Source organism: Nocardiopsis sp. NPDC055824, from assembly GCF_053616335.1.
In genome coordinates this window covers 1-12231 of the sequence record NZ_JBSHDN010000066.1, presented here as the reverse complement: position 1 = coordinate 12231, position 12231 = coordinate 1, and the positions used below count along the sequence as shown (strand labels likewise).

The following is a 12231-nucleotide window of genomic DNA, read 5'->3' as shown; positions in this document are numbered from 1 at the left end:
GCGCCCACGGCGTCGGCACGGGCGTCCTGTCCGTGCAACGGCTTTCGGAGCGCACCTACAACCCTTGCAAACTGGCCGATTCCGGCCTGATCGGTCCTCCCGGCGGCGGGTATGCCCACAGTCGGCATGGACGACACAGGAGACGAGGAACAGCGCCGGATCGCCGAGCACATCGAATGGCAGAAGCAGGGGGCGTGGGTCGTCGTCTGGGGGGCCTACACCCGCTGCTTCTGGGCCTACGCGTGCTGGCCGGTGGTCCCCGAGAGCGGCGTCGTCATCAGTGCGCGCGACCCGCACAACCTCTACGCCGAGATGCGCTACGTCGAGCGCGAGCACGACTTCCTGCGCTGGCGCTACGGCCGCGCCTAGGAGGGCGTCTGCTGATTCGGCCCGAACGCACGCGTTCCGCACACGCCCCCGGACGGCGACAGCGGTAAGGCGTTCGCGTCGCGTGGGAGGCGCCACGGGTGGCGGGGGCGCGCCGACCGGCGCGGGCCCTGTGCGTACCGCCGCCGTCCGCCTCGGGGACGCCCGGAGGAACCAGGGACCCGTGGCACGCATGCGCCCCCGCCCCAGCGGACAGACCGGACGTATGGGAACCCTCTACCTCGCGCTCTCCGCCGCCTCCACCAGGCCGGAGGAGACAGCCCCCGACCTGGTCCGCCTGCTCCAGGGGAAGGGGTGGCGGGTCACCGTCCTGTGCACGCCGACGGGCACCCGTTTCCACGACCTCGACGCACTGGAGGCGCTGACCGGGGAACCGGTCCGCGTGGACTTCCGGCGTCCCGGCACCGGCACGAGCCTGCCCCCTCCGGACGCCGTCCTCGCCTGCCCCTGGTCCTTCAACAGCACGAACAGGACCGCCCTCGGCCTCACCGACACGTTCGCCGTCGCGCTCGTCTGCGAGATGATCGGGCGCGGCGTCCCCACGCTCCTGGTTCCCAAGACGGGGGACGGGCTCGCGGGCCATCCCGCACTGGACCGCAGTCTCCGGCTCCTGGACGAGATCCCCCACGTCACGCTTCTGCGCGATCCGGCCCACGGTCTTCCTCCGTGGCGCCGGGTGGCCGAAGCCCTCGCCGGGGCGGCCGTACCGTAGGGGGCGCCCTCCCGTCCCGGTTCTCGGAGCACCGCCCCCGCACGGCTGGATTCAGGCGGTGGTGACCGACCGGGTGTTCCGCGGGCTCGGCCGGGCCCGCGAACGGGTCAACCGCTTCATGGCCGACGCCCGGAACGCGGGGGCGCGGTCGGTGTCCGCCGTCCCTGATGAGGGAGCCGGAGCGGAGGAATTCGCGCTGCTTCCGCGCGAGCGGATCCGCCACCACGCGGGATGACCCCGGGGGAGGATCGCCGGGGACCTCGAAACGCGGTAGACCTCGCCGGTGAGGCCGTGGTGGCCGGTTCCGGCAAGGAACGCCCACCGGGGCGGTTTCCCTGGGATCATCTGCTCCCGACCGAGCCGAACCCCCTGGAAGCGGTGCCATGGCCGACCCCCTGCGAGACAGCGACCCCGCCCACATCGGCCCCTACACGCTGCACGCCCGTCTGGGCGGCGGAGGGATGGGCCAGGTGTTCCTGGGCCGTTCCCCCGGCGGGCACACCGTCGCGGTCAAGGTCGTGCGCCCCGAACTCGCCGACGACGCCGACTTCCGCCGCCGCTTCGCCGCCGAGGTCAAGGCCGCGCGCAAGGTCGGCGGGTTCTACACCGCCCCCGTCGTGGACGCCGACACCGACGCCACCCCGCCCTGGCTGGTCACCGCCTACATCCCCGGCCCCACCCTGCACCGCGCCGTCACCGACCACGGCCCCCTGCCGGCGGAGACGGTGGCTGTTCTCGGCGCCGGCCTGGCCGAGGGCCTGGCCGCCGTGCATGCCCAGGGGATCGTGCACCGCGACCTCAAACCCGCCAACGTCCTGCTGGCCCAGGAGGGGCCCCGCCTCATCGACTTCGGGATCGCCCGCGCCCTGGACACCACCTCCCACACCCACAGTTCCACCGTGCTGGGAACGGCCGCGTTCATGTCCCCCGAACAGGCGAAGGCGCAGAAGGCCGGCCCGGCCTCGGACGTGTTCTCCCTGGGATGCGTGCTCGCCTTCGCGGCCACCGGCTGCAGTCCCTTCGGGGAGGGACCCGCACTCGCGGTCCTCTTCCGGGTGGTCCAGGAGGAGCCCGACCTGGCGGGCCTGCCCGTGCCCCTGGCGGGTCTGATCAGCGCCTGCCTCGCCAAGGACCCTGCGGACCGGCCCGGCCTGGACGACGTGCTGACGGCCCTGACCGCCATATCCTCCGCCCGGGCCCGCGACGGCGGCCGATGGCTGCCCGATGACCTCACCGAGGTCCTGGCCCGCCACACGCTCAACTACACCCGGATCGAGACACCGCAGGCAAGGCCTCCTGCGCGGAAGACGGCCGAGCCGAAGACGAAGCGGTCTCGGGCCTCCGAGCCCGGCACGGCCGCTCCGGACCGGGCGGCACTGGTGGTCGGCAATCTCAGCCTCGAACCGGTGGAGGTCCTCCTCGACGGCATAGCCGTCGGGGCCGTCCCAGTGGGCGGGCGCAGTCGCTTCCCCCTGGAGGCGGGCCAGCACACCGTGCAGGTCGACGCCGGCGGACGGCGCAGCACGGTGCGCCGCATCGAATTCAAGCCGCGCGGCACCGTTCGGAAGGCCTTCGACATCGGAACTGGAAGTAATGCCCGGCCAGAACCGGTGGAGGAGGTGGAATTCAAAGGATCCTGGGGAGTGCCGGAGGTCCTGGGAACAATCTTCCTCCTAGCTTCGATTGTGCTCCTCGGCGGCCTCATCAGCAGCATCGCGAGTCTCATTGACCCCCTGTTGGGTCAACTGTGCATAGCCGCCGGGTTCATCCTGGCCGTCTGGTGGGTCGTCTCCGCGATTGCCGAAGGTCCCCCACATCTTGGTCTGCGCGACAGCGGCCTGACGGCCGGGACCGAGAGGGGGCCAGGAAAGCGGATGGCCTCTTGGCAGGACCTGACTCAGGTCAGCCTGGTCGGTGAGGGAGCCGAGACCCAGTTCGTGATCTGGCCCGGCAAAGACCTCCCCAAGTTCGCCTCGCTCAAGGATTTCCAGGGGGGAAAGGTCGTGTGCCTCGCCAAGGAAATAGGTGCCGCAAAGCATCACGACATCGAGCGCCTGCGCGCGGCGCTGCGGTGGTTCGCCGACGACCGCTGGGTCGAGCAGACCGCCGGACGGCAGGGGGGTCGGTAAGGAAGTGCCACCGGGTGCGGAGCCGTCGGTCCGGGCCCCTGTCCTGTCCGGGGACGGGGGCGTCCTGTCGGCTGTCCGGGGGGAGCGGGTCCGCCGCCGCAGTTCACGGGGCGGGGACCGCCCCCGTGGGGCGGGGACCCGACGCGTCCGCCCCCCTGAGCGGCCGGTTACGATTCCTCCGTAGATAGGACGAATCGGAGAGCAGGCCTCGTGTCGACAGAAAACGCTCATGTCGGGGAGGCCCTCCCCGAGGAGGCGCGCGCCCGCATCCAGCGCCGCACCGTCCTCGTCCTCATGCTCGCCCAGGTGGTCGGCGGCATCGGCATGGGCGCCATGCTCGCCGTGGGCGCGCTCATCGCGCTCGACCTGTCCGGCTCGGACGCCTGGTCCGGTATGGCCACCACCATGATCACCCTGGGCGCCGCCGTGTTCGCCCTGCCGCTGGCGTCACTGGCCGCCCGCCGGGGACGCCGTCCCGGCCTGGCGCTGGGCTGGACGCTCGGCGCCGTCGGCGGAACCACCGTCATCGCCGCCACCGTCCTGGAGTCGTTCGCCCTCTTCCTCCTCGGGATGGTGCTCGTCGGAGCGGGGACCGCGACCAACCTCCAGTCCAGGCACGCGGCCGCGGACCTGGCGTCCGAGGCCACGCGCGGCCGCGACCTGTCCGTCGTGGTGTGGGCGACCACCGTCGGCTCGGTGGCGGGCCCCAACCTCATCGGCCCCAGCGGGAGGGTCGCCGCCCTCCTCGGCCTCCCCGAGCTGCTCGGCCCCGTGGTCTTCACCACCACCGGGTTCGTCCTGGGGGCGGTCCTGATCTTCGCCCTGCTGCGCCCCGACCCCCTGCGCACGGCCACCACCGAGCTGGCCCGCAGCGGAGCCCCCGCCGGTGTACGGCTGTCCGTGCCCGGGGCCCTGCGCGTCGTCGGACGCAGCCCAGGAGCCCTCCTCGCGATCGTGGGCATCGTCGCCAGCCACACGGTGATGGTCGCGGTCATGACGATGACGCCCGTGCACATGTCGCACCACGGCGCCGCGCTGACCGTCATCGGCCTGACCATCTCCCTGCACATCGCCGGCATGTACGGCCTGTCGCCGGTGGTGGGCTGGCTCACCGACCGGTTCGGCCGGGTCCCGGTGCTCCTCACCGGCCAGGTGATCCTGCTGGTCGCGACCGCGGTGTCCGGGACGGCCGGTCACGACGAGGTGCTCGTGACGACGGGGCTGGTGCTCCTGGGGCTGGGCTGGTCCTTCGGTCTGGTGGCGGGGACGGCCCTGCTGGCCGAGTCGCTGTCGGCGGACGTGCGCCCGCGGGTGCAGGGGGTCAGCGACCTCACCATGAACCTGGGCGGCGCCGCGGCGGGAGCGCTGTCCGGTGTGGTGCTGGCCCAGGCGGGGTTCGGCGGACTCAACCTGTTCGCGGCGCTGTTCACCCTGCCCGTGTTCGTGCTCGCGGTGCGCGCCCTGGCGTCCCGTTCCCGAAGCACCCCGCGGACGCCGTGAACCGGGCCCCGTAAAAACATCCGGACCTTTACCGGAAACGCCCCCGCAGCTGTCCTACGAGTCCCCGGACCGCGGTTACCGTGCAGTTTTGGGGCGCCTACCGGCCTCGGTGGGCGGATTCCGCTGACAGGGGGTGTTCTCAGTGACCGGTCGAGAGCCCGAGGACGGGGCGGGGGAAGCGTCGGAACCGCGTCCCGACCCGGTGAACCACCACCCGCCGGAGGAGTGGAGGCCCGGGGACCCCGGGGACCCGGTCGAGGGCGGCCGGCAGCCCCCCGGCGAACCGCCGCACGAGTTCCCCCACCACGATCCGCACATGCGGCAGCCCCCTCCGGGCGGGGAAGGAGAGGGGTACACCTCGCAGGACCCGCCCCCGGGCGGGCACCCCGGCCGGGACCGGCCCTTCGGAGCGCACCCCTACCGGGAGCAGCCCTACGGCGACCACCCGCAGGAGGACGGCGCACCGGGGGAGACCCCCGCCGGCGGATCGTCCGCGCCGGGCGCCGGTGAACTCTCCGAGGGACCCAACGGGCCCGCGCAGGCGGGCTACGAGCACGAGGGGTACCCGCCCGGCTACGGCGAGACGGACACCTCGGAGGCCGGCGCGGGAGGGGCCCCGGACGGAGGCCCGCTCCCCGGGGACCGGAGCTCCGGCCAGGGACCCGGTTACGGCGAGGCGGGCGGCTACCCGTCCGGCCAGGGGCCCGGGTTCGCGTCGGACTCCGGGTACGCGGCCCACCACGACCCCGGACAGGGCTACGGGCAGGGGCCCGGGTACGGCCCGGGACAGCCGCCCGGATACGGCCCGCCGGGCTACGGGCAGGGGCCCGCCTACGGCCAGGGCTGGCAGCCGCAGCCCGGCTACACCTACCCGCCCCAGGGCGGTTACGGACCGCCGGAGACCAGACCCACGCCCTGGGGCAAGATCATCGGGATCGGCTGCGGCGTCCTGCTGCTCCTGCTCCTCCTCGGCGGCGGGTGCACGGCCATCGCGCTGATCTCGGCGGGCGTCGGCGACCGGACCACGGAAGGGTCCGGGGAGCGGGCCCCCGGGGACGAGGGGCTGACCGAGACCCGGGGCGCGGAGGTCACCGCCGGCGAGACCGACTTCGAGCCCAGTCCGCTCTACGCCGAGGGCGTCTACACGAGCGTCGCCGTCTCGGTCACCAACTCCGGCGAGGAACAGCTGGACGTCAACCCGCTCTACTTCAGCATCGTGGACGAGGAGGGCTCCGTCCACAGCACCAGCGAGGCCATCGGCATGGACGCCAACGAGCTCGGCGCGCAGACCCTCGCCCCGGGACAGACCACGTCCGGGGCGATCACGGTCGAGGGCCGGGTGGACGCGGCGCGCGTCGTCTTCGAGCCCTTCTACAGCGGCCCGGTCGAGGCGCCGGTCACCTGAGGCCGGTGGCGGGGGCACAGGACCCCGGGCTGTGCGCAGGCGTGCGTCAGGGGGCCAGGGCGGGGTCGCGCAGCCACTCGGACAGGGCCTCCTGGCGCTCGCCGTCGCACTTGAGGGGGCAGGTGGTGCAGTAGCCGTGCTCGGGGTCGCCCTTGTAGTCGAAGCAGCAGGTGCCCCGTACGGCCCAGGTCCCGCGCGGGTTCTCCGGGGCGAAGGGGAACAGGCGGGGCCGTTTGCGGGTCACGGCGCCCGCCTCGACCACGGCGTCCGCCAGCCGGGTGGCCAGTCCCCAGGCCTCCTCCGCGTCGCGGCCCAGGTACCGGGCCGGGTTGAGCATGTAGAAGTGCAGGGTGTCGAGCACCCACCCCCACAGGGTGCGCCTGCCCGCGCGCGAGTGCGCGTGCAGGGCCTCGACCAGGGGCGAGAAGGTGGCGAACAGGCCCTCGGCGGCCAGGCGCAGCTGGTCGTCCTCGTTCCGGGCGGCCACCGTCCCGGGACGGCCCGCGGCCGGGTCGTCCGGCAGCACGGCCAATCGGGTGTCGACCGACGCGGGGGTGCGGAACCGCGCCTGGACGGTGTCCCAGGGCAGGTACAGGCGGTCCGGGGACAGGACCGGCGCGCGCCCGGTCAGGTACAGGGAGGCGGAGACCAGGAAGATGGGCTCGCGCAGGGTGACCCGGAGGAAGTTGGTGGCTGCCGGGAGCCGGTGCCCGGGACCGTGCTCGGTCTGCAGCTTGTCGAACAGGACCGGCACCCAGCCCTCCGACGCCAGGGAGTCGGACCGGTACCAGTGCACGCCGCCGACCGTGTGGGAGTGCAGGTCGTCGAGGGGGAGGAGGGCGGGCAGAGGCGCGAACCTGAGCCCCGCGCAGGCGTCGCGGAGCGTGTCGAGCGGGTCTGGAGTCACCGCGGAACCTGCCCTTCGTCGCTGATGCCGTCGTGTCCGGGGGTGCGTTGTCGCAGTTCACACCCCGGGGGTACGGGTACATCTGCGTCTCTTAAGTGAGGCTACCCTAACGAGTGGTGATGTCGCAATGAACGTCGGGGTGACCCGGATCCTTCCCCGAAGCGCGGTCGGAAAGTCCGGTTCGCTCGAAATCTGGTGCGTTTTTGTCTTTTGTCCGCTGTTCCGGGTGTCCGGGATGTGCGGTGCGGAGCCGCGGCAGCGCCGTCGCCACCGCGGCCCCGCACCGGATCACGCCGTCCTCGGGGCGCGTGCCCCGCGTCCGCGGGGGCGGCGGTACTTGAGCCACCACTCCACGAACAGCAGGGGGAGCACGGTGTTGAGGAACGCCGCGCCCGGGGCGATGTCCAGGATCAGCGCCTCCATGTCACCGCCGTAACCCGACTCCAGGCGGGGCAGTGCGGCGAGCATCAGCAGGGGCACGCTCACCCTGGCGAGGGGGATGGACAGGATCAGCGCGAAGCTGCGCAGCATCCACTCCCGGTGCACGCCGTACCGGCGCCGGCGGGCCATCGTGTAGCCGATGGCGGTGAAGGCCAGCCACGAGAGGGCCCACACGGTGTTGATGAGGGCGACCGAGGTCCCGCCGTGGCTGTACGGCGCGATGAGCAGGGCCGGCACCCCGACGAAGGGGATGCCGAACACGACGTAGGCGCGCCCGCTCCACCGGTGCACGGCGGGGTACGCCAGGCGCAGCCAGGGCCACACCTGGAGGGTCACCAGTGCCATGAGCACGGTGCCGCCGAAGATGTGCGTCAGCAGCATCGGGTAGTACCAGCCGGGTTCCTCCCAGATCGGTATGGGCGCGGTCGCGGGGTCCAGTCGCGCGTAGGGCGGGACGGAGAACGCGGCGAAGGTCCCGCAGAGCAGGGCCAGCGGTGCGATCCAGGGGCGCTCCCACCAGCGCGCGGCGGGCCGCTTACGGCCGGCGCCCGTTCCGGGGGGCTCCGCGGTGGAGGTGGTCATGGGTCTTCTCCTCTGTCGTGAGGGGGCGAGGAGCGGGGCAGGGCTCGCGGTGGCGCGGCGGGACCGGGTCAGCGGCTGAGCCGCCGGAAGCGCCGCACGGCCAGGGGCGCGGCCACGGCGACGGCGAGGACCGGGACGGCCAGCGCCAGCAGGAGGGCGTTCTCCGAAGGCCAGGCGTCGGAGGGCAGCGACGGGTTCCCGAACAGGTCGCGGGTGGCGGTGACCACCGCCGAGAGCGGGTTCCACTCGGACACCGGGGCCAGCCAGGACGGCATCGCCGAGGAGGGGATGAAGCTCGTCGAGAGCATGGTGACCGGGAAGACCAGCGGGTAGACGACCATGCTCACCGCGTCGGGAGTGGGAAGCAGAAGGCCCATGAGCACCCCCAGCCACACCAGGGCCAGCCGGAAGAGCAGAAGCACCCCGATCGCGGCGGCGGCGCCCCCGGGGCCGTCCTCGGCGCGCCAGCCCATCGCCAGCCCGACGAGGAGCAGCACGGCCACCTCGGCGCCCGCACGGGCCATGTCGGTCAGGACGCGGGCGCCCAGCACGGCCACCGGGGACATGGGGAGCGTGCGGAAGCGGCTCATCACGTCGCGGTCGGTGTCGCGGGCGATGCCGGAGGCGGTGCCGCCGACGCCGTAGACCATGACCATCGCGACCATCGCCGGGACCAGGAACGCCCGGTAGCCGTCCGTCCCCGGCGGTGCCATCACGTCCCCGAACACGTAGCCGAAGAGCAGGACCATCATGACCGGCATGGTGATCGCGATGGCCGGCTCGAAGGGGTCGCGCGCCATGTGCAGGAGGTTGCGGCGGGTCAGGACCAGGGTGTCGGAGAGCGCCTTGCGCCACCCGCGGAGGGCGCCCGGCGGGCGGGGCGGGCCGTCCCCGGGCGGTGTCGGGCGGGGCGTGGTTCCGAGGCCGGCGGCGGTCATCGGTACTCCTTCCGGAGGGTGTCGTCGGAGGCGGCCGGGTTCCCGGAGCCCCCGCCGGAGCGGTCGGCGGCGGGCTCCCCGGTGAGGGCGAGGAAGACCTCGTCCAGGCTGGGGCGGCGCACGCCGACGTCCTCCACCCGCAGGCCCGAGCCGTCCAGCGCGCGGACCACCGCGGTCAGCACGGCCATGCGGTCCCCGGCGGGGACGCTGACGCGCTGCTCACGGCGGTGGACGCCGACCGCCCCGGGGACGGCGGAGCGCAGGAGTTCGGCGGCGGCCTCCAGGTCGGCGGGGTCGCGGACGATCACGTCGACGCGGTCGCCGCCCGCCCTGGTCTTGAGGGAGTCGGGCGTGCCCTCGGCGATGACCCGGCCGCGGTCGAGCACGGCGACGGAGTCGGCGAGCCGGTCCGCCTCCTCCATGTACTGGGTGGTGAGGAGCACGGTCGTGCCGGAGGCCGCCAGGGCGCGGACCGAGTCCCAGACCTGGAGGCGGCTGCGCGGGTCGAGCCCCGTGGTGGGCTCGTCCAGGAACAGCACGGCGGGCCCCTGGACGAGGCTCACGGCCAGGTCGAGGCGGCGGCGCATGCCGCCGGAGTAGCCGTCGGCGCGCCGGTCGGCGGCCCCGACCAGGTCGAAGCGCTCCAGGAGGGCCTCGGCGCGGTCCGCGGCCTCGCGGGGGCCGAACCCGTACAGGCGGCTGAACATGACGAGGTTCTCGCGGCCGGTGAGGAGTTCGTCCACCGACGCGTACTGGCCGGTCAGGCCGATCCTGGTGCGGACCAGGTCGGCCTGGGCGACCACGTCGTACCCCGCGACGAGGGCGTGCCCGGCGTCGGGGCGCAGCAGCGTGGCCAGGGTGCGCACGACGGTGGTCTTGCCGGCGCCGTTGGGCCCGAGCAGGCCGAGGACGGTCCCGGGCGGGACCGTCAGGTCGACGCCGTCCAGGGCCCGGGTGGAGCCGTAGTGCTTGCGGAGCCCCCGGGCGCTGATGGCCGGGGTCGGGTGGGTCATGGCGTGCGCCCTCTCAACTGTTTATCTCATACACGTATTAGTGTAATAGATACACAGTTTTAGGATGGGTGTCAACGCGACCTGGAAGCCGAAGGGGCGCAGCCGACGACTGGTGGGGTATGACGACCGAGCAGCAGCCGACGAGCCGGACGACGCGGGAGGTGGACCTCCTGTGGGGACTGGACCGGCCCGCCCCCAGACGCGGGCCCCGGCCCAAGCTCAGCCGGGAGGCCGTCGTCGACGCCGCCGTCGCCGTCGCGGACGCGGAGGGCCTGGAGGCCGTCTCCATGCAGCGGGTCGCCAAGGAGCTCGGCTACACCACGATGTCCCTCTACCGGCATGTGGACAGCAAGGAGGACATGCTCGTCCTCATGAGCGACCGGGCCATGGAGGGGACGCCGCCCGCGCCGCGTCCGGACCGGGGGTGGCGGGCCGGGGTCGAGGAGTGGGTCCACGAGGTGATGGAGGTGTACCGCCGCCACCCCTGGGCGATCCAGCTCCCGCTCAGCGGGCCGCCCGTCGGGCCCAACGGCCTCCGCTGGATGGAGGCGGGCCTGCGCGAGGTCGTCCGCTCGGGGCTCGACGTGGGGGGCGCGCTCCAGATGCTCTCGATGCTCTCCTCCCTGCTGCGCGACACGCTCCGCCTGGAGGCGGACATGGCGCGCGCGGCGAGGGAGGCGGGGAGCACGATGGCCGAGGCCGAGCGCGACTACAGCGTGGGCCTGCGCAAGGTCGTCACCCGCGAGGAGTTCCCCACGATCGCGATGATGCTGGAGAGCGCGGTGCTGGAGGAGGAGCCGCCGCCGGGGCGTCCGGACCGGCTCGGCGGCCCCGCGGAGGAGTTCGACTTCTCCCTCCACCGCGTCCTGGACGGCATCGAGGTCCACGTCGGGCGACTGCGCGCCGAGCGGGAGGCCGGGGGCGGGGACGCCCCCGCCCGCTAGCCGCGCTCCCGCGACCGGTCAGCGCACCAGCACCAGGTGGTGCCTGGCCAGCACCGCCACGATCTCCGCGGCCCGCTCCGGGGCCACCCCCGCGCGGTCGGCCAGCGCGCCCACCGTGAGCGAGCGCTCCTGCGCCAGCACCGCCAGGACCGGCTCCACCTCGGCGGGGAACCGGTACCGCCGCCCGCTCACCGACACCGCGACCCGCCCGTCCTCGCGGACGAGCGGCGGAGGCAGGATCGGCACGAACTCCACCCGGGCGTCCTCCGGCGGAGCCCCCTCCTGGACGGGCCACGGGAGCGAGAACGACGTCCGGCGCGGGAACCGGGCGTCCCGCTCGGCCAGGAAGTCGTCCACGCCCCACTCCTCGGCCAGCTCCACCAGCCGCGCCGCCAGCTCGTGCTGGTGCTTGCGCCGCACGTCGGGGTCGCAGAAGCGGGGCAGGTCCCGCCGGAACCCCTCCTCTGCGAACAGCCGCCGCACCAGGGCGTCCGCCCAGTCCACCCCGGTCGCGCGGGTGAACCCGAAGGTCAGGTGCATGCTCACGTCGCCCGTCCCGGTCACGGTGTGCCACCAGCCGCGCGGCACGTGGATCACCTGGCCGGGGCGCAGGACCCCCTCCCACACCAGGTGCAGCCCGCCGTCGGCGTCGCGGGGGGGCTCGTGGTCGTGCTCCAGGTCGTTCTTCATCGGGAAGGGGCGCGAACCGGGGCCGTGCACCTGCCAGTGCTTGGTGCCCTCCACCTGCACGATCACGGTGTCGTGGTCGTCCCAGTGGGTGTCGAAGCCGCGCGACTCGCCCCAGATCAGGTACAGGTTGGCCTGCGCGCGCTCGCGTACGAGCCGCATCAGGTCGTCGGCCGCCGCCCCCACGGGCGGGTGCATCCTGTCGACCCCGTCCAGGACCAGGCTCGCCCCCGCGCGCAGTTCCCGGTAGAGCGCCTCGGGGCGCACCACCCGGCGCTCGGTCCGCGAGGCGGTCGCCGTCTCGGTGTAGCGGTCGACCGGGACGGGAGACCCGTCGCGGTGCAGGCGCAGTCTCGGCGGTTCCGGCGAGCACGCGGCCAGCAGCCCGTTGAGGTCGTCGAAGGTCAGCAGCGAGCGCACCGCCTCCGCCCCCAGGTCGGCGAAGACGAACTCCTCCGACAGGCGTGTGGTGAGGGCCTCCCGCCCCACGATGTCGTACAGCGTCCGGGTGAACAGGTGGCCGGGGTCGGTCACGGGTCGTCCTTTCCGTACAAGGGGGAGGGGGCGCCGCCCGGCCCGGGCGACC

Annotated in this window: 12 protein-coding genes; 7 read left to right on the top strand and 5 right to left on the bottom strand. The window is 73.5% G+C overall.

Translation table 11 applies throughout. The features are described 5' to 3' along the window. Nucleotides 1-111 precede the first annotated feature (111 nt). The 6 genes from ACWGL3_RS15510 to ACWGL3_RS15485 all read left to right on the top strand — a co-directional run bounded on the left by ACWGL3_RS15510 (nt 112) and on the right by ACWGL3_RS15485 (nt 6133). Nucleotides 112-369, top strand: a complete 258-nt coding sequence (locus ACWGL3_RS15510; protein ID WP_378553801.1) for a hypothetical protein — start codon at nt 112-114, stop codon at nt 367-369. Nucleotides 370-592: 223 nt separating this feature from the next. Further along, nucleotides 593-1099, top strand: coding sequence for a flavoprotein (locus ACWGL3_RS15505; protein ID WP_452461446.1), 507 nt, complete (start codon nt 593-595; stop codon nt 1097-1099). A gap of 61 nt (nt 1100-1160) precedes the next feature. After that, nucleotides 1161-1334 (top strand): hypothetical protein, encoded by a 174-nt coding sequence (locus ACWGL3_RS15500; RefSeq protein WP_344180676.1) that lies wholly within the window; start codon nt 1161-1163, stop codon nt 1332-1334. Between the two features lie 148 nt (nt 1335-1482). After that, nucleotides 1483-3228 carry a protein kinase domain-containing protein gene (locus tag ACWGL3_RS15495; protein ID WP_452461445.1) on the top strand — a complete coding sequence of 582 codons (1746 nt, stop codon included), beginning with the start codon at nt 1483-1485 and terminating at the stop codon, nt 3226-3228. A gap of 294 nt (nt 3229-3522) precedes the next feature. Further along, entirely contained in the window at nt 3523-4728 is a 1206-nt protein-coding gene (locus ACWGL3_RS15490; protein WP_378553822.1) for an MFS transporter, read from the top strand. A gap of 142 nt (nt 4729-4870) precedes the next feature. Further along, a complete protein-coding gene (locus tag ACWGL3_RS15485) occupies nt 4871-6133 on the top strand; it encodes a DUF4352 domain-containing protein (RefSeq protein ID WP_452461444.1) in 1263 nt (420 codons plus the stop codon). 46 nt (nt 6134-6179) lie between these two features. Here ACWGL3_RS15485 and ACWGL3_RS15480 read toward each other — a convergent pair whose 3' ends face one another. The 4 genes from ACWGL3_RS15480 to ACWGL3_RS15465 all read right to left on the bottom strand — a co-directional run bounded on the left by ACWGL3_RS15480 (nt 6180) and on the right by ACWGL3_RS15465 (nt 10014). Beyond that, entirely contained in the window at nt 6180-7040 is an 861-nt protein-coding gene (locus ACWGL3_RS15480; protein WP_267945300.1) for a (2Fe-2S)-binding protein, read from the bottom strand. Between the two features lie 288 nt (nt 7041-7328). After that, nucleotides 7329-8063, bottom strand: a complete 735-nt coding sequence (locus ACWGL3_RS15475) for a DUF2306 domain-containing protein (protein WP_352984983.1) — start codon at nt 8061-8063, stop codon at nt 7329-7331. Nucleotides 8064-8131: 68 nt separating this feature from the next. Next, complete coding sequence (locus ACWGL3_RS15470) at nt 8132-9001, bottom strand: ABC transporter permease (protein WP_267945298.1); 870 nt, start codon at nt 8999-9001, stop codon at nt 8132-8134. Continuing rightward, nucleotides 8998-10014 (bottom strand): ATP-binding cassette domain-containing protein, encoded by a 1017-nt coding sequence (locus ACWGL3_RS15465; RefSeq protein ID WP_452461443.1) that lies wholly within the window; start codon nt 10012-10014, stop codon nt 8998-9000. The genes ACWGL3_RS15470 and ACWGL3_RS15465 overlap by 4 nt, the downstream gene beginning before the upstream one ends. A gap of 119 nt (nt 10015-10133) precedes the next feature. On the opposite strand from ACWGL3_RS15465, the gene ACWGL3_RS15460 reads away from it, so the two are divergent. Next, the gene (locus tag ACWGL3_RS15460; RefSeq protein ID WP_344180692.1) at nt 10134-10958 is read left to right on the top strand and encodes a TetR/AcrR family transcriptional regulator; all 825 of its coding nucleotides are present in this window, start codon (nt 10134-10136) and stop codon (nt 10956-10958) included. 18 nt (nt 10959-10976) lie between these two features. On the opposite strand, the gene ACWGL3_RS15455 is transcribed toward ACWGL3_RS15460, so the two are convergent. Then, nucleotides 10977-12179: a JmjC domain-containing protein gene (locus tag ACWGL3_RS15455; protein WP_452461442.1), complete on the bottom strand. Its 1203-nt coding sequence runs from the start codon at nt 12177-12179 to the stop codon at nt 10977-10979. Nucleotides 12180-12231: the final 52 nt, after the last annotated feature.